18 protein-coding genes are annotated in these 22,478 nt (G+C 69.8%); 12 read left to right on the plus strand and 6 right to left on the minus strand.

The window, feature by feature from the left end:
* The first annotated feature begins 13 nt into the window (after positions 1–13).
* The 11 genes from murD (at position 14) to lpxC (ending at position 13,079) form a co-directional block, all read left to right on the plus strand.
* Positions 14–1,450: a UDP-N-acetylmuramoyl-L-alanine--D-glutamate ligase gene (gene murD / locus TSO352_RS25810; RefSeq protein ID WP_109109974.1), complete on the plus strand. Its 1,437-nt coding sequence runs from the start codon at positions 14–16 to the stop codon at positions 1,448–1,450.
* Positions 1,447–2,568 carry a putative peptidoglycan glycosyltransferase FtsW gene (locus TSO352_RS25815; RefSeq protein WP_109109975.1) on the plus strand — a complete coding sequence of 374 codons (1,122 nt, stop codon included), beginning with the start codon at positions 1,447–1,449 and terminating at the stop codon, positions 2,566–2,568. The genes murD and TSO352_RS25815 overlap by 4 nt, the downstream gene beginning before the upstream one ends.
* Positions 2,565–3,842 (plus strand): undecaprenyldiphospho-muramoylpentapeptide beta-N-acetylglucosaminyltransferase, encoded by a 1,278-nt coding sequence (gene murG, locus TSO352_RS25820; protein WP_109109976.1) that lies wholly within the window; start codon positions 2,565–2,567, stop codon positions 3,840–3,842. The genes TSO352_RS25815 and murG overlap by 4 nt, the downstream gene beginning before the upstream one ends.
* 62 nt (positions 3,843–3,904) lie before the next feature.
* Positions 3,905–4,090, plus strand: a complete 186-nt coding sequence (locus tag TSO352_RS25825) for a hypothetical protein (RefSeq protein WP_247872435.1) — start codon at positions 3,905–3,907, stop codon at positions 4,088–4,090.
* 7 nt (positions 4,091–4,097) lie between these two features.
* Positions 4,098–5,516 carry a UDP-N-acetylmuramate--L-alanine ligase gene (murC, locus tag TSO352_RS25830; RefSeq protein ID WP_109109978.1) on the plus strand — a complete coding sequence of 473 codons (1,419 nt, stop codon included), beginning with the start codon at positions 4,098–4,100 and terminating at the stop codon, positions 5,514–5,516.
* 14 nt (positions 5,517–5,530) lie between these two features.
* Complete coding sequence (gene murB / locus TSO352_RS25835) at positions 5,531–6,472, plus strand: UDP-N-acetylmuramate dehydrogenase (protein WP_247872436.1); 942 nt, start codon at positions 5,531–5,533, stop codon at positions 6,470–6,472.
* A complete protein-coding gene (locus tag TSO352_RS25840) occupies positions 6,469–7,416 on the plus strand; it encodes a D-alanine--D-alanine ligase (RefSeq protein ID WP_109109980.1) in 948 nt (315 codons plus the stop codon). The genes murB and TSO352_RS25840 overlap by 4 nt, the downstream gene beginning before the upstream one ends.
* Positions 7,401–8,360, plus strand: coding sequence for a cell division protein FtsQ/DivIB (locus tag TSO352_RS25845; RefSeq protein ID WP_109109981.1), 960 nt, complete (start codon positions 7,401–7,403; stop codon positions 8,358–8,360). The genes TSO352_RS25840 and TSO352_RS25845 overlap by 16 nt, the downstream gene beginning before the upstream one ends.
* 91 nt (positions 8,361–8,451) lie before the next feature.
* Positions 8,452–9,726 carry a cell division protein FtsA gene (gene ftsA, locus TSO352_RS25850; RefSeq protein WP_109109982.1) on the plus strand — a complete coding sequence of 425 codons (1,275 nt, stop codon included), beginning with the start codon at positions 8,452–8,454 and terminating at the stop codon, positions 9,724–9,726.
* 122 nt (positions 9,727–9,848) lie between these two features.
* Positions 9,849–11,765, plus strand: coding sequence for a cell division protein FtsZ (gene ftsZ / locus TSO352_RS25855; RefSeq protein WP_109109983.1), 1,917 nt, complete (start codon positions 9,849–9,851; stop codon positions 11,763–11,765).
* A 378-nt stretch (positions 11,766–12,143) separates the two neighbouring features.
* Complete coding sequence (gene lpxC, locus TSO352_RS25860; RefSeq protein WP_109109984.1) at positions 12,144–13,079, plus strand: UDP-3-O-acyl-N-acetylglucosamine deacetylase; 936 nt, start codon at positions 12,144–12,146, stop codon at positions 13,077–13,079.
* A 244-nt stretch (positions 13,080–13,323) separates the two neighbouring features.
* Here lpxC and TSO352_RS25865 read toward each other — a convergent pair whose 3' ends face one another.
* Together TSO352_RS25865 and ligA are read right to left on the minus strand one after the other, a co-directional pair.
* Positions 13,324–13,743 (minus strand): bacteriohemerythrin, encoded by a 420-nt coding sequence (locus TSO352_RS25865; RefSeq protein ID WP_109109985.1) that lies wholly within the window; start codon positions 13,741–13,743, stop codon positions 13,324–13,326.
* Between the two features lie 221 nt (positions 13,744–13,964).
* Complete coding sequence (ligA, locus tag TSO352_RS25870; RefSeq protein ID WP_109109986.1) at positions 13,965–16,331, minus strand: NAD-dependent DNA ligase LigA; 2,367 nt, start codon at positions 16,329–16,331, stop codon at positions 13,965–13,967.
* A gap of 143 nt (positions 16,332–16,474) precedes the next feature.
* Between ligA and TSO352_RS25875 the strand changes: the two genes are divergently transcribed.
* Positions 16,475–16,999, plus strand: a complete 525-nt coding sequence (locus TSO352_RS25875) for a hypothetical protein (protein ID WP_109109987.1) — start codon at positions 16,475–16,477, stop codon at positions 16,997–16,999.
* Between the two features lie 36 nt (positions 17,000–17,035).
* Here the strand turns inward: TSO352_RS25875 and guaB are convergent, their stop codons facing one another.
* The 4 genes from guaB to TSO352_RS25895 form a co-directional block, all read right to left on the minus strand.
* Positions 17,036–18,514, minus strand: coding sequence for an IMP dehydrogenase (gene guaB, locus TSO352_RS25880; RefSeq protein ID WP_109109988.1), 1,479 nt, complete (start codon positions 18,512–18,514; stop codon positions 17,036–17,038).
* Between the two features lie 105 nt (positions 18,515–18,619).
* Entirely contained in the window at positions 18,620–19,339 is a 720-nt protein-coding gene (locus TSO352_RS25885) for an RlmE family RNA methyltransferase (RefSeq protein ID WP_109109989.1), read from the minus strand.
* A gap of 57 nt (positions 19,340–19,396) precedes the next feature.
* A complete protein-coding gene (locus TSO352_RS25890) occupies positions 19,397–20,407 on the minus strand; it encodes a Ppx/GppA phosphatase family protein (RefSeq protein WP_247872437.1) in 1,011 nt (336 codons plus the stop codon).
* A 137-nt stretch (positions 20,408–20,544) separates the two neighbouring features.
* Positions 20,545–21,768, minus strand: a complete 1,224-nt coding sequence (locus TSO352_RS25895; RefSeq protein ID WP_247872438.1) for an ABC transporter substrate-binding protein — start codon at positions 21,766–21,768, stop codon at positions 20,545–20,547.
* Positions 21,769–22,478: the final 710 nt, after the last annotated feature.

Here is a 22,478-nt window from a genome sequence, read left to right on the forward strand (position 1 = left end):
GGGGGAGGCGGCGATGATCGACCTGTTCTACATGCAGGAGCTTCCCGTCGCGGTGATGGGGCTGGGCAAGTCCGGCCTCGCCACCGCCACCGCCCTGCGCCGCAGCGGGGCCGACGTGTGGGTGTGGGACGACAACCCCGCCTCGCGCGCCGCGGCCGAGGCGGAAGGCTTCCGCGTCGTCGATCTCGCCACCGCCGACCTGTCGGAGCTGACCACCATCGTCTGGTCGCCCGGCATCCCGCACACCCACCCGGCGCCGCACCCGGTCGCCACCCGCGCCCGCGCCCTGGGCATCGAGCTGGTCTGCGACATCGAGCTGCTGGGCCGGGCGGAGCGCGACTGCGCCTTCATCGGCATCACCGGCACCAACGGCAAGTCGACCACCACCACGCTGATCGGCCACATCCTGGCCGCCGCCGGCCGCAAGGCCGCGGTGGGCGGCAACCTGGGCACGCCGGTGCTGACCTTCGACCCGATCGGCGCCGGCAACATCTGCGTCCTGGAAATGTCGAGCTACCAGCTCGAACTGACCGTCTCGATCACCTTCGACATCGCGGTGCTGCTGAACATCACGCCCGACCATCTCGCCCGCCATGGCGGGATGGCGGGCTACATCGCCGCGAAAAAGCTGATCTTCCACCGCCAGACCAAGCCGCGCACCGCGGTGATCGGCGTCGACGACGATCCTTGCCGCAGGATCCACGACGAGCTGGTGGCCGCCGGCGACCAGCGCATCTGGCCGATCTCGGCCCGCGGCCCGGTCGCGGGCGGTGTCTACGCCGCCGACGGCTGGCTGGTCGACGACACCGACGGCGCGGCGGAGCGCGTGGCCGCGCTGTCGCGCTTCCCGGCGCTGCTGGGCGCCCACAACTGGCAGAACGCCGCCGCCGCCTTCGCCGCCTGCAAGGCCGCCGGGGTGCCGGTGCCGGCCATCGTCGCGGCGATGGAAAGCTTCCCCGGCCTCGCCCACCGCCAGCAGCTGGTCGGCACCGTCGATGGCGTCCGCTTCGTCAACGACAGCAAGGCGACCAACGCCGACGCCACCGAAAAGGCGCTGGCGACCTTCGATCCGATCTATTGGATCCTGGGCGGACAGGCCAAGGACACCGGCCTGTCGGGGCTGGAGGGCTACACCGGCCGCATCCGGCACGCCTTCCTGATCGGCGAGGCGCAGGAGCAATTCGCCGCATGGTGCGATGCACAAGGCGTTGCTTATACACGGTGCGGCACGCTGGACGTCGCCACCGCCAAGGCGGCCGGCCTGGCGCTGGCCGAACGGCTGGAGGGCGCCTGCGTCCTGCTGTCGCCGGCCTGCGCGTCGTGGGACCAGTTCGCCAATTTCGAGAAGCGCGGCGAGGCCTTCGCGGGCTACGTCGCCGGCATCGTCAGCGCCCATGACGGGTCCGACATCGATCAAGCAAACATCGGCGGCAGCGGGAGCGCGGCATGATCACCTTCGACCGCACCGACCAATCGATCTTCGGCCGCTGGTGGTGGACGGTGGACCGCTGGCAGCTCGGCGCCGTGGCGCTGCTGATGTTCCTCGGCACCGTGCTGATCACCGCGGCCAGCCCGCCGGTGGCCGAGCGCATCGGCATCCAGGACACCTTCTACTTCGTCGAACGCCACGTCATGATGCTGGTCCCGGCGGTCATGATCATGGTCGGCGTGTCGCTGCTCAGCCCGCGCGGCGTGCGGCGGGTGGCGCTGGGGGTGTTCCTGATCGCGGTGGTTCTGGTCTACGCCACGCTGGTGGTCGGCGTCGAAATCAAGGGCGCCCGGCGCTGGATCCATGTGCCGGGCCTGTCGATCCAGCCGTCGGAGTTCGTCAAGCCGGCCTTCGCCGTGGTCGCGGCGTGGCTGTTCTCGCTGTCGCGCACCAACCCGGGCTTTCCCGGCGCGCTGGTGTCGATCGTGCTGTACGGCGTCACCATGGCCGGCCTGATCCTGCAGCCCGACCTCGGCATGACCTTCGTGGTGTCGGCGGTGTGGTTCACCCAGTTCTTCCTGGCCGGGCTGAACCTCGTGCTGGTGATGGGGCTGGGCGGGCTGGGCGTCGTCGGGCTGGTCGGCGCCTACTACACGCTGCCGCACGTCACCAGTCGCATCGACCGCTTCCTCGACCCGCACGCCGGCGACAACTACCAGGTCAACCGCTCGCTGGAGGCCTTCGCCAACGGCGGCCTGCTCGGCACCGGCCCCGGCCAGGGCACGGTGAAATTCTACCTGCCCGACAGCCACGCCGACTTCATCTTCGCGGTCGCTGGCGAAGAACTGGGGCTGATCTTCTGCCTGGGGTTGGTGGTGCTGTTCGCCTTTGTCGTCCTGCGCGGGTTCGCGCGGGTCTTCAACGACAACAATTACTTCGTCCTGCTGGCGACCGCCGGGCTTCTGATCCAGTTCGGGCTTCAGGCGGCGATCAACATGGGTTCGTCCTTGCATCTTATGCCGACGAAGGGCATGACCCTGCCGTTCATCTCGTACGGCGGCTCGTCGCTGCTGGCGTTGGGTTTCGGCATGGGCATGGTTCTGGCTTTGACACGCAAGCGTTTCGGTCCTTTGGAATGAGGAAGCCCGCCATCCTGGCCTCCTCCTCCCCCCACAAGGTGATCGTGCTGGCCGCCGGCGGCACCGGCGGGCACATGTTCCCGGCCGAGGCGCTGGCGCGCGAGCTGCTGGCCCGCGGCCGCGCTGTGTCGCTGGTCACCGACCGCCGCGGCCACGCCTTCGGCGACACCCTGCCGGAGGTGCCGGTCCACCGCATCCGCGCCGCTTCCCCCGGCGCCGGCTTCGTCGGCAAGCTGAAGGCCGCCTTCCACCTGGGCCTGGGCCTGCTGGAGGCGCGGGCGCTGATGCGCCGGCTCGCCCCCGCCGCGGTGGTCGGTTTCGGCGGCTACCCCTCCGTCCCCACCGTCTACGCCGCGATCCAGGGCCGCCTGCCGGTGCTGCTGCACGAGCAGAACGCCGTGCTGGGCCGCGCCAACCGGATGCTGATCGCCGGCGCCCGGCGGCTGGCCGTCGCCTTCGACCGCATCGAGAAGCTGGGCGAGGCGCAGCACGCCAAGCTGGTCCGCACCGGCAACCCGGTCCGCCCGGCCATCGCCGCCCGCCGCCTGTCGCCCTACGCGGCGCCCGATGCCACGTCCGACGCCCCCATCCGCCTGCTGGTGATCGGCGGCAGCCAGGGTGCGCGCGTCTTCTCCGAGGTGATCCCGGCGGCGCTGGCCCGGCTGCCCGCCGAACTGCGCGCCCGCATCCACCTGTCGCAGCAATGCCGGCCGGAGGATCTGGAGAGCGCCCGCGCCGCGCTGGAGCCGCTGGGCCTCGGCCGGCTCGACCTGCAGAGCTTCTTCCGCGACGTGCCGGAGCGGCTGGCCGCCTGCCACCTCGCCATCACCCGCGCCGGCGCCTCCACCATCGCCGAGCTGACCTGCGTCGGCCGTCCGGCGATCCTGGTGCCCTACCCCTTCGCCACCGACGACCACCAGACCGCCAACGCCCGCCATCTGGCGGAGGCTGGGGCCGCGTGGCTGATTCCGCAGCCGGACTTCACCGCCGGGGCGCTGGCCGAGCGGCTGAGCGCGTTGCTGGCCGACCGTCAGGCGCTGGCCGACGCCGCCCGCGCCGCCCACGACTGGGGCACCGCCGACGCCGCCTCCGCGCTGGCCGACGCGGTGCTGGCGATGCTCGACCCGACGCGGGAGCGGCGCGGGACGACCGGCGCCGAATCCGATCCGGTCGAGAGCCGGACCGACACCCCGCCCGACCAATCCGACCACGACCAATCCCACCACGCCCGGCCGGCCGAGGCCGGGACCCATGCCAAGGGGGCCGCGGAATGATCAAGACGATGCGGAATCTGAGCCGACCGACACCGCGTCCGCTCCACGACTGGCCAGCGGACATGACGCGGACCGAGGGGGGCTGGTACAACCGTCCGGGCTGTCCGCTGGTGCCGCGCTTCCTTGCCGAAGGCGGCTTCCTGCGTGACCGGCTGTCGATGATCCACGGATCGCAACCCCTCCCGACCGACCTCACCGACGAGGCGGTCGACGCCACCCTTCGCCTGATGCTTCGCCGCGGAAAGTAAGCCCGACATGCGCGCCCTCCCCCTCTCGATCGGCACCATCCACTTCGTCGGCATCGGCGGCATCGGCATGAGCGGCATCGCCGAGGTGCTGCGGAACCTGGGCTACACCGTCCAGGGGTCCGACCTCGCCGAGAACGCCAACGTCAAGCGTCTGCGCGAGCTGGGCATCTCGGTGTTCGTCGGCCACCGCGCCGAGAACATCGCCGGCGCCGCGGTCGTCGTCGTCTCCTCCGCCGTCAAGCGCGACAACCCCGAGGTCGTCGCCGCCCGTGCCGCCCTGGTGCCGGTGGTCCGCCGCGCCGAGATGCTGGGCGAGCTGATGCGGCTGAAATGGGCGATCGCCATCGGCGGCACCCACGGCAAGACCACGACCACCTCGATGGTCGGCCATATGCTGGAGCACGCGAACCTCGACCCGACCGTCATCAACGGCGGCATCATCAACGCCTACGGCTCCAACACCCGGCTCGGCACCGGCGACTGGATGGTGGTCGAGGCGGACGAGAGCGACGGCACCTTCGTCAAGCTGCCGGCCTGCATCGCCGTCGTCACCAACATGGATCCGGAGCATCTGGACTTCTACGGCACCTTCGACAACGCGCGCGCCGCGTTCGACAGCTTCGTCCAGAACATCCCCTTCTACGGCTTCGCCGCGCTGTGCATCGACCACCCCGAGGTGCAGGCGATGATCCCGCGCGTGTCGGACCGCCGCATCGTCACCTACGGCTTCTCGCCGCAGGCCGACATCCGCGCGGTGAATGTCGAGCTGGGGCCGGACGGCGCCAAGTACGACGTGCTGATCTATGACCGCCACACCGGCGAGAGCCGCGCCATCGCCGGCGTGCGCCTGCCGATGTACGGGCCGCACAACGTCCAGAACTCGCTCGCCTGCTTCGCCGTCGGCAACGAGATGGGCCTGCCCGACGTGGTGATGCGCGACAGCATGGCCCGGTTCCAGGGCGTGAAGCGCCGCTTCACCAAGACCGGCGAGACCAACGGCATCACCGTCATCGACGATTACGGCCACCACCCGGTGGAGATCGCCGCGGTGCTGAAGGCGGCGCGCACCGCCGGCACCGGCCGCACCATCGCCGTGGTCCAGCCGCACCGCTACTCGCGCCTCGCCGCCCTGTTCGAAGAGTTCTGCACCTGCTTCAACGACGCCGACGCGGTGATCGTCGCCGACGTCTACGCCGCCGGGGAGACCCCGATCGAGGGGGTCAGCCGCGACAGCCTGGTCGAGGGGCTGCGCATGCACGGCCACCGCCACGTCGTCGCCCTGCACAACCAGCAGGAGCTGGCGCAGGTGGTGCGCGAGATGGCGCGGCCCGGCGACTTCGTCGTCTGCCTGGGCGCCGGCAACATCACCCAGTGGGCCAACGCGCTGCCGGGCGAGCTGGCGACGCTGTACGGCACCAAGCGATGACGGCGGCCCCGCGCATGAGCGCCCCAGGCGGCCACTTGATCGAACGGATGCCGCCGGTGCGCGGCCGGCTGACCGCCGACGCCGCGCTGGCGCCGGTGACGTGGTTCCGCGTCGGCGGCCCGGCCGAGGTGATGTTCCGCCCGGCCGACGCCGACGATCTGGCCGACTTCCTGGCGGCGTTGCCGGCCGAGGTGCCGGTGACGGTGATCGGCGTCGCCTCCAACCTGCTGGTGCGGGACGGCGGCGTGCCGGGCGTCACCATCCGGCTCGGCCGCGGCTTCACCGACATCGTGGCGGACGGCATGACCCTGACGGTCGGCGCCGCGGCGCTCGACCTGAACGTCGCCATGGTCGCCCGCGACGCCGGGATCGCGGGGCTGGAGTTCCTGTCGGGCATCCCCGGCACGGTCGGCGGCGCGCTGCGGATGAACGGCGGCGCCTATGGCCGCGAGCTGGCCGACGTGCTGGTCTCGGCCAGCGCGGTGGCGCGCGACGGCCGCCGGCTGGCGTTCAGCCACGCCGGCATGGGCTTCACCTACCGCCACAGCGCCGCGCCGGAGGATTGCATCTTCACCGGCGCCGTCCTGCGCGGCGAACCCGGCAACCCGCTGGAGATCGCGCGGCGCATGGCCGAGATCTCCGACAAGCGCGCCGACAGCCAGCCGGTCCGCTCGCGCACCGGCGGCTCGACCTTCAAGAACCCGGCCCCTGAACTTTCTGGGGGCCACAAGGCGTGGGAGCTGATCGACAAGGCGGGCTGCCGCGGCCTGTCGATCGGCGACGCCCAGGTGTCGGACAAGCACTGCAACTTCCTGATCAACAACGGCAACGCCTCCGCCGCCGAGCTGGAGGCGTTGGGCGAAGAGGTCCGGCGCCGCGTGTTCGCCGCCAGCGGCGTGACGCTGGAATGGGAAATCAAGCGCATCGGCATCCCGGCCGACGGAGAACCCGCATGACCGAAGCTCTGCTCCACGCCCACAAGAAGCACGTCGCCGTGCTGATGGGCGGCTGGTCGGCCGAACGCGAGGTGTCGCTGGTCAGCGGCGCCGGTGTCGCCAAGGCGCTGGAAGAGGAAGGCTACCGCGTCACCGCGGTCGACGTGCAGCGCGACCTGGGCGGGTTGATGCAGGCGCTGACCCACCCGCGCCCCGACGTGGTGTTCAACGCCCTGCACGGCCGCGGCGGCGAGGACGGCACGATCCAGGGCGTTCTGGAGTTCCTGGGCCTGCCCTACACCCATTCGGGCGTCCAGGCGGCGGCCATCGCGATGGACAAGGCGATGACCAAACGCGTGTTGGAGACGGTGGGCATCCGGTCGCCGAAGGGGGTGGTACTGGCCCGTGGGGACATCACCGGAGGGGTTCACCCGATGCCGGCGCCCTATATCGTCAAGCCTGTGGACGAAGGCTCGACCGTTGGCGTAACCCTGGTCCGCGAGGGGCAGAACAGCCCGGTCGGCGACGCCTGGACCTTCGGGGAACGCGCGCTGGTCGAGGAGTTCATCCCCGGTCGCGAACTGACCGTGGGCGTCATGGGTGACCGCGCGCTGGCGGTGACCGAGATCGTCTTTCAGGCTCAGGTTTACGACTACACCGCCAAATACAGCGCCGGCCACGCCATCCACACCATCCCCGCCGCGGTTCCCGAGGCGGTGGCGGAGGAGGCGAAACGGCTGGCGGTGCTGGCGCATCACACCCTGGGCTGCCGGGGTGTCTCGCGCAGCGACTTTCGTTGGGACGACAGCCGGCCGGGTACCGAAGGGCTGTATTTCCTGGAGATCAACAACCAGCCGGGCATGACGCCCCTGTCGCTGGTGCCCGAACAGGCCGCGCATGTGGGAATTTCCTACGGCGCGCTGGTCGGCTGGCTCGTGGAGAACGCCGCATGTCAGCTCGCCTGATGGCCAACCCGGAGTTCCGTGCCGCCGCCGGCGCGCGGGCCCGGGAGGAGATGCCGACTCCGCCGCGCGCCATGGCCGCGTCGGCGGAGAAAGGCAAGCGGCGCCGCGCCTGGCCGCGCTGGACCCGCTCGGCCGTCAAGGCGACGCTGATCCTGGTGCCGGTGCTGGGGCTGACCGCCTTTGCCGGATCGGCCTGGAAGCGCGGCAACCTGGCCGACACGCTGGCGGCGGCGCAGGACAGCCTGATCCAGTCGACCGGCGCCATGGGCTTCCGCCTGTCGGAGATCCTGGTGGTCGGCCGCAGCGAGACCGAGCGCGACACCGTGCTGGACGCGCTGGGCGTGCGCCGGGGCGAGCCGATCCTGTCGATCGACCTCGCCGAGGCCAAGCAGCGGCTGGAGGAACTGCCCTGGGTGTCGTCGGCGGCGATCGAGCGGCGGCTGCCCGGCTTCCTCTACATCCGCCTGTCGGAACGCCAGCCGATGGCGATCTGGCAGCATGACCGCCAGTTCACCGTGATCGACCGCGCCGGCCGGCCGCTGGCCGACGCGGCCGAACTGGCCCGGCGCGGCAACCAGCGGATCGAGACGCTGCCCCAGGTGATCGGCGCCAACGCGCCGCAGCAGGTCCACACCCTGCTGTCGGCGCTGGACAGCGCGCCGACGCTGGCGCCGATGCTGTCCTCGGCCAGCTGGATCAGCGACCGCCGCTGGAACCTGCAGCTGAACAACGGCGTGACGGTCAAGCTGCCGGAGGGCACGGCCGACATGCGCCGGGCGCTGCGCCAGCTCGAACAGATGCAGACGGCGAGCCATGTGCTGGAGCGCGACATCGTCGCGATCGACCTGCGCCAGCCCGACCGCGCGGCGATCCAGACCTCCGCCACCGCCCAGCTTCCGGGCTGGGAGGACGACACGAAGAAGAAACCGGGCAAGAAGTCGTAAAGAGAGCGGACCCGGCGGTCGGGGCTTTGTGGGGAAGCGCCGGTCGTCGGCACACGGGGGTTGAGGGCGGACTTTGGGGGGCATGGTCGGTATGGGATTCAACGGCGCCAAGAAGCCGAAGCGGCCGGCCCGTGGCGGAATCGTCACGGCGCTGGACGTCGGCTCGACGAAGGTGTGCTGCGTCATCGCGCGGATGGAGGAGCCCGGCTCCCTCCGCGTGATCGGCGTCGGCCACCAGATCGCCACGGGCATCCGCGCCGGCACCATCATCGACATGGAGGCGGCGGAGACCTCGATCGGCGCCGCCGTCCACGCCGCCGAGCAGATGGCGGGCGAGACGGTGCACGACGTGGTGGTCAACCTGTCGATGGGCCATCCGCGCTCGCACGCCTTCACCGCCCAGGTCCCGGTCTCCGGCCAGGAGGTGACGGACGGCGACGTCCGCCGCGCCATGGCCCACGCCCGCACCCTGCGCGCCGGTCCCGACCAGGCGCTGATCCACACCATCCCGCTGGGCTTCACGCTCGACGGCAGCCGCGGCATCCGCGACCCCAAGGGGATGAGCGGCCATTCGCTGGGCGCCCAGCTGCACGTCGTCACCGCGGCGGCCGGCGCCATCCGCACGCTGCACGCCTGCATCGCCCGCTGCCACCTGAACATCGAGACGATCGTCGTCAGCCCCTTCGCCTCCGGCCTCGCCTGCCTGGTGGAGGACGAGATGGAGATGGGGGCGGCCTGCGTCGACATCGGCGGTGGCGGCACGACGATCTCCATCTTCTCCGAAGGCAACCTGGTGTGGACCGGCGCGGTGCCGCTCGGCGGGCGGCACGTCACCAACGACATCGCCCACGGGCTGACGACCCCGCTGGTCCACGCCGAACGGCTGAAGGTCCTCTACGGCAGCGCCCGGGTGAACCCGGCCGACGAGCGCGAGATGATCGAGGTGCCGCAGATCGGCGAGGACGAACGCAGCGGCAGCGGCAGCATCAGCCAGCCGCGGTCCCTGCTGGTCAGCATCATCCAGGCCCGGATGGAAGAGATTTTCGAAGAGATCCGCAGCGCGCTGGAACAGTCGGGCTATTCCCGGCTGGTCGGCCGGCGCGTCGTGCTGACCGGTGGCGCCAGCCAGTTGCCCAACACGCGCGACATGGCCGCCCCGATCCTGGACAAGCAGGTCCGCATCGCCCGCCCGACCCGGATCGCCGGCCTCAACGAGGCGCATGGCGGACCGGCCTTCGCGACGGTCGCGGGCCTTCTCCTACACGCCGTGCGCAACCCGACGGAGCTGATGGTGACCGGCCAGGAAGCGGTCGCGTCCACCGGGCTCCTGGGCCGCGTCGGCCTGTGGCTGCGGGAGAATCTGTAGATGATTCCCCCCGTCGCACCCACCCGATTCCCGATCGGACAGACACCGGACACAACCGGGCGCCGATCGCGGTCGATCAAACACCAAACTCAACGAAAACAGGTTGTGGAGGCCTGAAGCACATGATCAACGTGACCATTCCCCAAATCGAGCCCGAACTGAAGCCGCGCATCACGGTCTTCGGCGTCGGCGGCGCCGGTGGCAACGCCGTCAACAACATGATCAAGTCGAACCTGGAAGGCGTGGACTTCGTCGTCGGCAACACCGACGCGCAGGCGCTGAAGGGATCGCTCTGCGAGAAGCGCATCCAGCTCGGCACCGGGACCACCCGCGGCCTGGGCGCCGGCTCCAAGCCGGACGTCGGCCGGGCCTCGGCGGAGGAGCAGATCGACGAGATCGTGCAGTTCCTCGAAGGCTCCAACATGGTGTTCATCACCGCCGGCATGGGCGGCGGCACCGGCACCGGCGCGGCCCCGGTCATCGCGCGCGCGGCCCGCGAGCGCGGCATCCTGACCGTCGGCGTCGTCACCAAGCCCTTCCATTTCGAGGGTGGTCACCGCATGCGGCTGGCGGAAGGCGGCATCGCCGAGCTGCAGCAGTATGTCGACACCCTGATCATCATCCCGAACCAGAACCTGTTCCGCATCGCCAACGAGAAGACGACCTTCGCGGACGCCTTCAAGATGGCCGACGACGTTCTGCATTCGGGCGTGCGCGGCGTCACCGACCTGATGGTGATGCCCGGCCTGATCAACCTGGATTTCGCCGACATCCGGTCCGTCATGACCGAGATGGGCAAGGCGATGATGGGCACCGGCGAGGCCGGTGGCGAGCGCCGCGCCATCGAGGCCGCCGAGGCCGCCATCTCCAACCCGCTGCTGGACGACGTGTCGATGAAGGGTGCGCGCGGCGTGCTCATCAACATCACCGGCGGCTATGACATGACCCTGTTCGAGGTCGACGAGGCGGCGAACCGCGTCCGCGACGAGGTCGATCCCGACGCCAACATCATCTTCGGCTCGACCTTCGACAGCTCGCTGGACGGCGTGATGCGCGTGTCGGTCGTCGCCACCGGCATCGACGCCGCGGCGATGAGCAACCCGCGCACCCTGCACCCGGTCAACCTGTCGCTGGTCTCCGACCGCAACAAGAAGCCGGCCGCCCCGGGCAACCTGACCGGCGCGCCGACCGCCCCCGGCGTGTCGCCGGCGATCCCCAGCGCCGCCGCCGGCCTGCGCACGCCGCAGCCGGTGACCGCCGGCGCCGCCGCGATCCAGCATGACCCGGCCCAGGCCGCCCAGGCCGAAGCGCCGAAGCCGGCCGGCAGCCCGCTGCACGGCGAGAACCAGGGCGGCCACTTCTTCGCGCCGAAGCCGGCCGACGCCGGCCCGCGCCCGCCGATGCCCGTCGGCGCCCCGCCGCTGTCGGCGCCGCAGCACCAGCAGCCGATGGCCCAGCCGCAGCAACAGCCGCAGCAGCCCCAGCACCAGCAACCCCAACACCAGCCGATGGCCGCCCCGCAGCACCAGCCGCAGCCGCCGCAGCACCACCATGTGGCCCAGCAGGGTCACCCGGGTGGCCTGTCGGTCGGTCCGGTCCCGGCGCCCGCGCCGGAACCGGCGCCGGCCCGCAAGGGGAACTTCCTGTTCGGTCTGGTGACCGGCCTCGGCCGCAAGTCGGAACCGGCGCACCCGCCGGCGCCGCAGCCCGCGCCGCAGCAGCCGCCGCAGGCCTACCAGCCGGCGCCGCAGGGCTACCCGCAGCAGCAGGCCTACCCGCAGCAGCAGCCGCAACAGCCGGCCTATCCGCAGCAGCAGCCGGCCCCCCAGGGCTACCCGCAGCAGCAGGCCTACCCGCAGCAGGCGCCCCAGCAGCAGCCGCAGCAGCAGCCGAGCTATCAGGCGGCCCCGCAGCAGCAGCCGGCCCCGAGCTACCCGGCCGCCCCGCAGCCGATGGCCCCCGCCCCGCGCGCCGAGGCCCGTCCGGGTGAGCAGGAAGAGCTGGACATCCCGGCTTTCCTGCGCCGCCAGGCCAACTGACGGCGGCCGACCGACACGGCCGCCGGCTGACCCCCGGCGGCCAAGCGATCCCGGCGAAAGCCGGAGATAACCGCCGGCGCCGCAGCCTGCCAATCGCGGCGCCGACGGCTCCACAACCTGACCGAACCTTTCGGACCCCGGAACGCCTTCGTGCGTCTCCGGGGATTTTTTATTGCCGGCCGCTCGACCGCCCGTCGCACCGCCGCCGCCTTGTGCCCTGCAACAAACGGTAACAATGAGTGATTTGCCGATTTCCAGGACACGGTGTTACCTAACAGCATGGTCGAAGGCGAACACGGCCGGTTCGATGATCCCAGGGGTCGTTGGAACGTGTGATCGCCGGAGATCGAACCTACAGACCAAGATGGACAAGACATCGTGGCCAACAATCGCAGCAACGCGGGCGGCATGTTCCAGCAGACCCTGAAGAAGGCGGTGACCATCGCCGGCGTCGGGCTGCATTCGGGCGTCATCGTCACGCTGACGATTTCGCCGTCCGATGCGAATTCCGGGATCACCTTCATCCGCACCGACCGCCATGGTGCCGCTGCCGTCGTTCCGGCGCGCTGGGATGCGGTCGTCGACACGCGGATGTGCACCGTGATCGGCAACGAGCACGGCACCACCATCGGCACGATCGAGCACCTGATGTCGGCGCTGGCCGGCTGCGGCATCGACAACGCCATCGTGGCGCTGGACGGCATCGAGGTGCCGATCATGGACGGCAGCGCCGCCCCCTTCGTCGCCGCCATCGAGCAGGCCGGCATCGCCGTGCAGAACGCGCCGCGCCGGATCATCCGCATCCTGAAGCCGGTCGCCATCGGCGACGGCGTCAAGAGCGCGTCCTTCACGCCGGACGACGCGACGACCTACAGCTTCGACATCGACTTCGACAGCGCCGCCATCTCGCGCCAGTCGCGCGCGGTCGAAATGGACGTCGACGCCTTCAAGGACGAGATCAGCAGCGCCCGCACCTTCGGCTTCCTGCACGAGGTGGAGGGGCTGCGCAAGATGGGCCTCGCCCGCGGCGGTTCGCTGGACAACGCGGTGGTGATTTCGGGCGACACGGTGATGAACGCCGAGGGTCTGCGCTTCACCGACGAGTTCGTGCGCCACAAGATCCTGGACGCCGTCGGCGACCTGTATCTGGCCGGTGCGACCTTCATCGGGCATTTCCACGGCGTGCGCTCCGGCCACGCGCTGAACAACCAGTTGCTGCGCGCCCTGTTCGCCGACCGCAGCGCCTGGCGCTACGAGACGCCGGTGTCCCTGCCGATCGCCCACCGCGCCCTGAAGCAGCTCGCCGTCGCCTGACCTCTCTCTGTGCGGTCTCCACACCGCCTGCCCTCCCCTCCCGGGGAGGGCTTTTTCGTTTGCACCGCCCCCTCCCCTCTCGCACCCGTCGTGTCGTACCAAAGAAAAAGCGCCCTCCCCTCTCGGGTCGGGCGCTGTGACACTGCGTGTGCTTTTCAGAAAGCAACGGAGGGTATCAGCAAATTATTTCAATATCTTAAGAGGTGCTGTTAATCCAATCCTTCAAGGCTTTGCCCCGGTCACCCTACCCCACCGCCGCCAGTGTTTCCTCCGCACCGGCGTATTCGCCGAAGCGGGTGTCTTCCTTCAGGATGTGCTTGCCCAGCCATTCAGAGCAGAACAGGAACACCTCCTCACCGGTGATGCTGCTGTGGCTGACGCGGAACTCGTCGCGGTAGGCTTCGACCTGTTGGGTCAGCTTGTCGTGCAGGGCCTTGTGGGCGACGAAGGTCGGGTAGTTCAGGCGCTGCATCTGCGCCTCCTCCTCGGCGAAATGGTGCCGGGTGTAGGCGATCAGTTCGGCGAGGATGGCTTCGATCACGCCGGGGTTCTCGCGGTTCGCCGGGTCATACAGCTTGTTGACGATGGCGATCAGGACCCGATGATCCTCGTCCAGAGCGTCGTTGCCGACGCTCATCCAGCGCGACCACTGAATAGGCTCCATGGCGTTTCCTTTTCCCCCTCGGTTGATTGTGCCGGTCGGGTGGGTGCGGGCGTTGACCGCCCGTCGCCGTTGGTCCCGAGGACCACCACCCTGCCGCCTTGTTTCACCGGTCCGGCTTTGCCGGCACGAATGTTACCGAATCTCACTCCCCCCATGGCCATCCGTCAATCCGGTCGGATGGCCATGCGACATTTTGGCAGGGATTGCCCGGCCGGACGGCCTCAGCCGCCGATGCGGGCGAGCCACTCCTCCTCGGTCAGGATTTCGACCCCCAGTTCCTTGGCCTTGGCTGCCTTGCTGCCGGCATCGGCACCGGCGACGAGGTAATCGGTCTTGCCCGACACCGACCCGGCGACCTTGGCCCCCAGGGACTCGGCGCGCGCCTTGGCCTCCGACCGGGTCATCTTCTCCAGCGTGCCGGTGAAGACCACCGTCTTGCCGGCGACCGGCGAATTGCCGGCCTTCGGCGCCTCCGCCGCCAGCACGGTCAGCCGGTCGGCCAGCCCGCGGACGATGGCGAGGTTGCGCTCCTCGGCGAAGAAGCCGGCCAGTTCCTCGGCCGCGACCTCGCCGACGTCGGGGGTGGCGACCAGCTCCAGCCACGCCGGGCCGGGGGCCTGCCCCACCGCCCGCTCCATCGCCGCCCGCCAGTCGGCGAGCGTGCCGTGGCGGGTCGCCAGCGCCTGGGCGGCCCGCGTGTTCAGCCGCTTGATGCCGAGCGAGCCGATGATGGTTTCCAGCCGCAGCGCCTCGTTGCCGGCGTAGAAATCCAGCTTCGACCCGCTCTCCGGGTCGGCGAACCAGGCGAGGATGGTGTCGGCGGTGACCGGGCCGACGCCGTTCAGTTCGTGCAGGTCGCGCCAGTCCGGGCCGGGCATCGCCTGCCCGGCGGCGATCATGGCGTCGATCCAGCCGTCCATCGTCGTGTAATGGCGGGCCAGCGACTTGGCCGTCACCTCGCCGACATGGCGGATGCCGAGCGCGTAGATCACCCGGTGCAGGTCGATGCCGCGGCGGCGCTGGTTGATGGCGTTGAACAGGTTCTCGACCGACTTCTCTTTCCAGCCCGGCCGGCCGACCAGCTCCACCCGGCCTTCAAGCGTGAAGATGTCGACCGGCGATTTGATGAAGCCCTCGTCCCAGAATTCCTCGATGATCTTCTCGCCCAGCCCCTCGATGTCGAAGGCGTCGCGCGAGACGAAGTGGCGCAGCCGTTCCTTGGCCTGGGCGGCGCAGATCAGGCCGCCGGTGCAGCGGCGCACCACCTCGCCGGCCTCGCGGATGGCGAGGCTGCCGCAGACCGGGCAGGTTTCGACCGGGACGTAGGGCGCCGACTCGGCCGGGCGCTGCGACAGCACCACCTCGACCACCTGCGGGATGACGTCGCCGGCGCGCTGGACCACGACGAGGTCGCCGACGCGGATGTCCTTGCGGGCGATCTCATCCTCGTTGTGCAGGGTGGCGCGGCTGACCACCACGCCGCCGACGGTGATGTCCTCCAGCTCGGCGACCGGGGTCAACGCCCCGGTGCGGCCGACCTGGATGGTGATCGCCTTCAGCCGGGTCTGCGCCTGCTCCGCCGGGAACTTGTGGGCGATGGCCCAGCGCGGCGCCCGGCTGACGAAGCCCAGCCGCTGCTGCAGCTCCAGGTTGTCGACCTTGTAGACGACGCCGTCGATGTCGAAGGGCAGCCCGGCCCGCCGCCGGCCGATGCCCTCGTAATAGGCCAGCAGCTTGTCATTGCCATCGCACAGCTCGGCCGGGCGGTTCAACTGGAAGCCCCAGCCCTTCAGCCGCTCGCGGATGCCCCATTGCGTCTCGGCGATCGGCTCCGACACCTCGCCCAGCGCGTAGCCGAAGAAGCAGAGCGGCCGGCCGGCGGTGATGGTGGGATCGAGCTGGCGCAGGCTGCCCGCCGCGGCGTTGCGCGGGTTGGCGAACAGCGGCTCCTCCCGCTCGGCCCGCGCCGCGTTCATCGCCCGGAAATCGTCGCGGTTCATGTAGACCTCGCCGCGGACCTCCAGCACCTCGGGAAACGGCGCCGGCAGCCGCTTCGGCACGTCGCGGATGGTGCGGACGTTGGCGGTGACGTTCTCGCCCTCCGCCCCGTCGCCGCGGGTGGCGGCCAGCACCAGCTCGCCGCGCTCGTAGCGCAGCGAGCAGGACAGCCCATCGATCTTCGGCTCGGCGACGAACCCCAGCGCCGCGTCGTCGGACAAGCCGAGGAAGCGGCGGACCCGCGCCTCGAACTCCGCGACGTCGTCGGGCGAGAAGGCGTTGCCCAGCGACAGCATCGGCACCGCGTGCCGCACCTTGCCGAAGCCGGCGGCCGGGGCCGAGCCGACGCGCAGCGACGGCGAATCGGCGCGGCGCAGCTCCGGGAAGCGCGCCTCGATGGCGGTGTTGCGGCGGACCAGCGCGTCATAGTCGGCGTCGGAGATCTCCGGCTGGTCCTGCTGGTGGTAGAGCCGGTCGTGGTGGGCGACCTCGGCGGCCAAGGCGGCCAGTTCGGCCTGCGCCTGCTCCGGCGTCAGCGCCTCGACGTCAATCTTGCGGGGATTGGGCGGCGTGTCGAACAGGTCGTGCATGGCGCATCTCGTGAAGAAACGGGTCTTCCTGGGAAGGGCCGCGCAGGATAGCGCCGGACGGCGCCGAACGGGAGTCTCCCGCGACGGATCGGCGGACGCCCTATATAGTGAAGGAGCATGAACCGCCGGAGCCACCCGAGCTGATGAGCAAAGCGCCTGCCCCCGGCCTGCGCATCGACGACCGCATGGTCATCGCCGCCGCGCTGGACCGCATCCTCTACGACGACCCCGACCGCTTCGCGGCGGACGACGCGCGCACGGTGCGCCGCCTGATCCCGCACAGCCGTTCATCCTGGCTGCGGCTGGGCTTCCGCGCCGAGACCCAAGGCCCGTCGATGAAGGGCGAGGCCGCCGGCGTCGGCGACGTGCGGATGGAGGGCGACAAGAAGGTGGTGGAGGGCAGCGTCGGCGAATCGACGACCTGGCGCTGCGGCCAGTACAAGGTCACCAACCACGGCGGCGACCTGGAGATCTGGCAGGTGATGAGCGACGAGTACGCGCCCGAACCGAAGGGCGCCCGGCTGGAGTTCGACGCGCGCGGCGAACCGGAACGGCTAACCTTCTTCCAGCCGCGCGACATCGAACTGCGCATTCCCTTCACCAGCCTCGCCATCGGCGTGCGGCTGGGCGGCTGGCAGGATTGGAAGCGGGTGGCGGAGGGGGTGTGAGGGCGCCGTCAGCCGACGACGCCCCCCAAACCCACCTCACCCCTGCCGGTAGTTCGGCGACTCGTTGGTGATGGTGATGTCGTGGACGTGGCTTTCGCGCAGGCCGGCGTTGGTGATGCGGACGAACTGGCACTTCTCGCGCATTTCGGCGATCGAGGCGCTGCCGGTGTAGCCCATCGCCGCGCGCAGGCCGCCGACCAGCTGGTGGATGACCGCCGACATCGGACCCTTGTAGGGGACACGGCCTTCGACGCCTTCCGGCACCAGCTTCATGGTCGAAACCTCCTGCTGGAAGTAACGGTCCGCCGAACCACGCGCCATGGCGCCGACCGAGCCCATGCCGCGGTAGCTCTTGTAGGAACGGCCCTGGAACAGGATGACCTCGCCCGGGCTCTCGTCGGTGCCGGCAAACATGCTGCCCAGCATGGCGACGCTGGCACCGCCGGCGATCGCCTTGGCCAGATCGCCCGAATACTTGATGCCGCCGTCGGCGATCACCGGAATGCCATGCTTGTCGCACTCCTCCACCACGTCCATGACGGCGGTGAGCTGCGGCACGCCGACACCGGCGACGATGCGGGTGGTGCAGATCGAGCCGGGGCCGATGCCGACCTTGACCGCGTCGACGCCGGCGTCGATCAGCGCCTTGGCCGCCTCGGCGGTGGCGACGTTGCCGGCGATGACCTGGGTGTAGTTCGACAGGGCGCGGGCGGCGCGGACCTGGTCCAGCACCTTCAGCGAGTGGCCGTGCGCGGTGTCGACCACCAGCACGTCGACCCCGGCGTCGAACAGCGCCTCCGCCCGGGCCAGGCCGTCGTTGCCGGTGCCGGTGGCGGCGGCGACGCGCAGGCGGCCCTTGCTGTCCTTGCAGGCGTTCGGGTAGGCCTGGGCCTTCTCGATGTCCTTGACGGTGACGAGGCCGATGCAACGGTAATCCTCGTCGACGACCAGCAACTTCTCGATGCGGTGCTGGTGGAGCAGGCGCTTGCCTTCCTCCTGGCTGACGCCCTCGCGCACCGTGACCAGCTCCTTGGTCATCAGCTCGCTGACCGGCTGGCGCGGGTCGCTGGCGAAGCGGACGTCGCGGTTGGTCAGCATGCCGACCAGCTTGCCGCTGCCGAGCTGGTCGCGGCTTTCCACCACCGGGATGCCGGAGATGCGGTGGTCGGCCATCAGCTGCAGCGCGTCGGCCAGCGTGGCGTCCGGCGTGATGGTGATCGGGTTGACGACCATGCCCGACTCGAAGCGCTTGACCTTGCGGACCTCTTCGGCCTGCTGCGCGATGGTCATGTTGCGGTGGAGCACGCCGATGCCGCCCGCCTGGGCCATGGCGATGGCGAGGCTGCTTTCCGTCACCGTGTCCATCGCCGACGACATCAGCGGGATGCCCAGCTCGATGGTCTTGGTCAACCGTGTCCGGGTGTCCACGTCATTCGGCAGGACGGAGCTTTCGGCCGGAACCAGCAGCACGTCGTCGAAGGTCAGGGCCTCGCGGATTTTGGTGTCGCGCGCCATGGTGTGGATCTCCCGGAAGGTAAACGTGGCGCACTTATACACAAGACCATGGGCTTGTGAACCCGTGCGCACACAGCATCTGTTATGCAGGTGCGAAGGGCACCGTCAGCCGGCCCCGTGATCGTCGGCGTTGCCGCCGCGGAAGCCGGTGGCGACCACGTAGGTTTCCGACGATTCGGCCCGGCTGGCCGGCGGCTTGGCGTGCTTGACCACGGCGAAGTCGCGTTTCAGCCGGTCGAGCAGCGAGCGTTCCGCCCCGCCCTGGAACAGCTTGGCGACGAAGGACCCGCCCGGCGCCAGCACCTCCTCGGCGAAGTCGTAGGCGGCTTCGGCCAGCGCGGCGATGCGCAGATGGTCGGTCTGCTGGTGGCCGGTGGTCGGCGCCGCCATGTCGCTCAGCACCACGTCGGCCGGGCCGCCCAGCGCCTCCTTCAACTGCTCCGCCGCTCCCGGCTCCAGGAAGTCGGCCTGCATGGTGATGGCGCCGGGCACCGCGTCCATCGGCAGGATGTCCAGCCCGACGACCTTCCAGCCCTCCTTGGTGGTCTGCACCTTGTCCACCGCGATCTGGGTCCAGCCGCCGGGGGCGGCGCCCAGGTCGACCACGCGCTTGCCGGGGCCGAGCAGGCGGAACTTCTCGTCCAGCTGCAGCAGCTTGAAGGCGGCGCGCGAGCGGTAGCCGCGCTTGGTCGCCTCGGCGACGTAGGGGTCGTTCAGGTGGCGCTCCAGCCAGCGCTTGGAGGATTCCGTGCGCTTGCCGGCGGTCTTCACGCGGACCGTGGCACGGCGCCCACCGGGGCGCGACGACGGAGTCTTGTCGGTCATGATCGCTGCATATCCTCGAAAATCATCCGGTCCGCGCGGCCGTGGCCCCGCGGCCGGTCATTCGCCGGCGGCCCCCATCAGGTCCACCAGAATTCCTTCGCGCAAGCCACGGTCGGCGATGCGCAGCCGCTCCACCGGCCAGACGTCGCACAGGGCGTCGAGCACCGCGCAGCCGGCCACCACCAGATCGGCGCGGTCCTGCCCGATGCAGGGGTGGCGGGCGCGGCCGTCGAAATCCTGCGCGACCAGATGGTCGATCACCGTGCGGGCGTGGTCGATGCGCAGATAGCTGCCGTCGACCGCCCGGCGGTCGTAGCGGCACAGCCCGAGATGCACGCCGGCCAGCGTCGTCACCGTGCCGGAGGTGCCGAGCATCTGCACCTTGCCGGCGGCGACGCGGCTCTGGATGCGGTTGCGCGCCTCGAACGGGGCGATGGCGTCGGCCACCGCCTCGACCATGCGGTCGTAGCAGGCGCGGGTGACCTCGGGGCCGCCATACTCCTCGGTCAGGCCGATCACGCCGCAGCGGATGGAGGTCTGGTCGAGGATGCGCGGCGTCCGGCCCTTTTCCATCGCCAGCCACATCAGTTCGGTCGAGCCGCCGCCGATGTCGAAGACCAGCGCGTAGGGCTGGCTGCCCTCCAGCAGCGCGGCGCAGCCGGCCAGCGCCAGCCGCCCTTCCTCCTGGCTGGAGATGATCTCCAGCGTGATTCCGGTCTCGCGCTCCACCGTTTCGACGAAGGCGGCGCCGTTGACCGCCCGGCGGCAGGCCTCGGTCCCGACCGCCCGCACCGAGGTGACGCCGCGCCGTTCGATCTTGGAGCCGCAGACCCGCAGCGCGGCGATGGTGCGTTCCATCGCCGAGTCCGACAGCGAATCGCTGCGGCTCAGCCCCTCACCGAGGCGGACGATGCGGGAGAAGGCGTCGATCACGCGAAAGCCGCCCGGCGCCGATTTGGCGATCAGCAGGCGGCAGTTGTTCGTCCCGAGATCCAGCGCGGCGAAGACCGGACGCACCAGCGCCGACGAACGCAACCGCTCGGTGTCGTTCCGCCGTTCGCTTTGCACCTGTAGATCCACGTACCTTCCCCGCCGCACCTAAAGAGCGGAGTGTAACCCGGATCGCGGTCCGGCGGGAACCCCCCAAGACGGCTTTTCCGCCGACCGCGCCGCCAATGGCCACACCCGCGCCACACCCCCGGGGATTACTTGCCGGTGACGAAGGGACAACCGCTGGTTTCTAACGGCAGAAAGGCTTCAGACGCCGGGATGCTGCGGACCTGTTTGTAGTAGTCCCACGGCGCCTTGCTCTCGGCCGGGGACTTCACCTGATAGAGGTTCAGGTCGTAGAGCACGCGGCCGTCCTTGCGGATGCTGCCGGGGGTGCCGAAATAGTCGGTCGGCATCGCCTTCATCGCCGCGGTGACCGCCGCCGCATCGGTGGAGCCCGCCGCCTTCACGCCCTTCAGCCAGTGCAGCGTGGCGAGGTAGGTGTTCGCCTGCTCCTTGGTCGGCATCTTGCCGTGGCGCTCGAAGAAGCGCTTGGACCACGCCCGCGTCCGGTCGTCGCGGTCCCAGTAGAAGCCGCTCGTCACATACAGCCCCTTGGCCAGCTCGAGGCCCAGCGAGTGGATGTCGGTGATGAAGACGATGTAGCCGACCAGCCGCTGGCCCGATTCGGTCAGCCCGAACTCGCCCGCCTGCTTGATGGTGCCGATGGTCTCGGCGCCGACGTTGGCCAGCGCCACCACCTTGGCGCCGCTGCCCTGGGCGCTGAGCAGGTAGGAGCCGAAATCGCTGGTGCCCATCGGATGGCGCACGCTGCCGACCACGCTGCCGCCCGCCTGCTTGATCGCCTCGGTCGCCGCCTTTTCCATCGCCGTGCCGAAGGCGAAGTCGGCGGTGATGAAGTACCAGCTGGTCCCGCCGGCCTGCACCACCGCCTTGGTCGTGCCGACCGCCAGCGAGGCGGTGTCGTCGGCCCAATGGATGGAGTAGGGCGAGCACTGGGCGTTGGTCAGCTCGGTCGTCGTCGCGGCGCTGATCATCAGCACCTTCTTCTTCTCGCGCGCGACCGCCTGCACCGCCAGCGCCACCGACGAGACCGGGATGTCGGTCACCATGTCGACGCCGTCGAGGTCGAACCAGCGTCGAACGATGTTGGAGGCCACGTCGGGCTTGTTCTGCATGTCGGCCGACAGCACCTCGACCGGCCGGCCGAGCACCGTGCCGCCGAAATCCTCCACCGCCATCCGCGTGGCGAGCACCGCCCCCTTGCCACCGATGTCGGACGCGAACCCGGCCTCGTCGGCCAGCACGCCGATGCGCACCGGGTTGGGTGCCTGGGCCTGGGCGGAGACGGCGGTGGTCAGGGTGGTGGTGGCGAGCAGCGCCGCCGCGATGGCGAGCGGCCGTAGGGACAGGCTCAATCGATCCTCCCGATCCTGGTCTTGAAGGGGCAGTTCCCGGTCGGGCGGCGACAAGGGAGCGCCGCACCGGCGGATCCGTGGATAGCTCCATTTGATTTCGCAAGCAAACAGTATCGATTGAAACTTATTGGGTGAGACAACAAGCGGGGCGGCACCGTGGTTTGACCAGACCCGTTGCATCCCCCGTCATCGCCCACAGGCGCAAACTCAGGTGCGTCGTATCGCCCGCGGACCGGCAACCCCTTCTTTCATCGTCATCCCCGTGAAGGCGCATGGGCGCCAACTTTGGACATTTGCATCATGCCGAAGCCGACGGCTGACCATTTCAACCGTCATTCCCGCGAAGGCGGGAATCCAGGCTCTTCCAAGAGAGGACGCATTGGGAACTTGGAACCCCGCCTTCGCGGGGATGACGGCCGATGAGGAAAATGGTCGGCTTCGAAAGGCTGAACACTCCAGCGCCAACGCCTGTGCGCCATCGGTCGGACGCGGCAGGCTTCCACACCGACGCCCCAAAATGAAAACCCTCGCTCCGGGTGAAGCGAGGGTTTTCGTCACGGGCATCGATAGCCCGCATGTTTGTCGCCAATCAGGCGAATGAAATTCGAATTGTCTTGGCCGTACAGATCGGCATGCTCAAGTAAGCGCCGGTGGAGTCATGATCTTACTCACCCTCCCTGGTATCGGTCTTTACTGCTCCACCCAAGCTG

The sequence above is a fragment of the Azospirillum sp. TSO35-2 genome (genome assembly GCF_003116095.1).
In the GTDB taxonomy this organism is placed as follows: Bacteria; Pseudomonadota; Alphaproteobacteria; order Azospirillales; family Azospirillaceae; genus Azospirillum.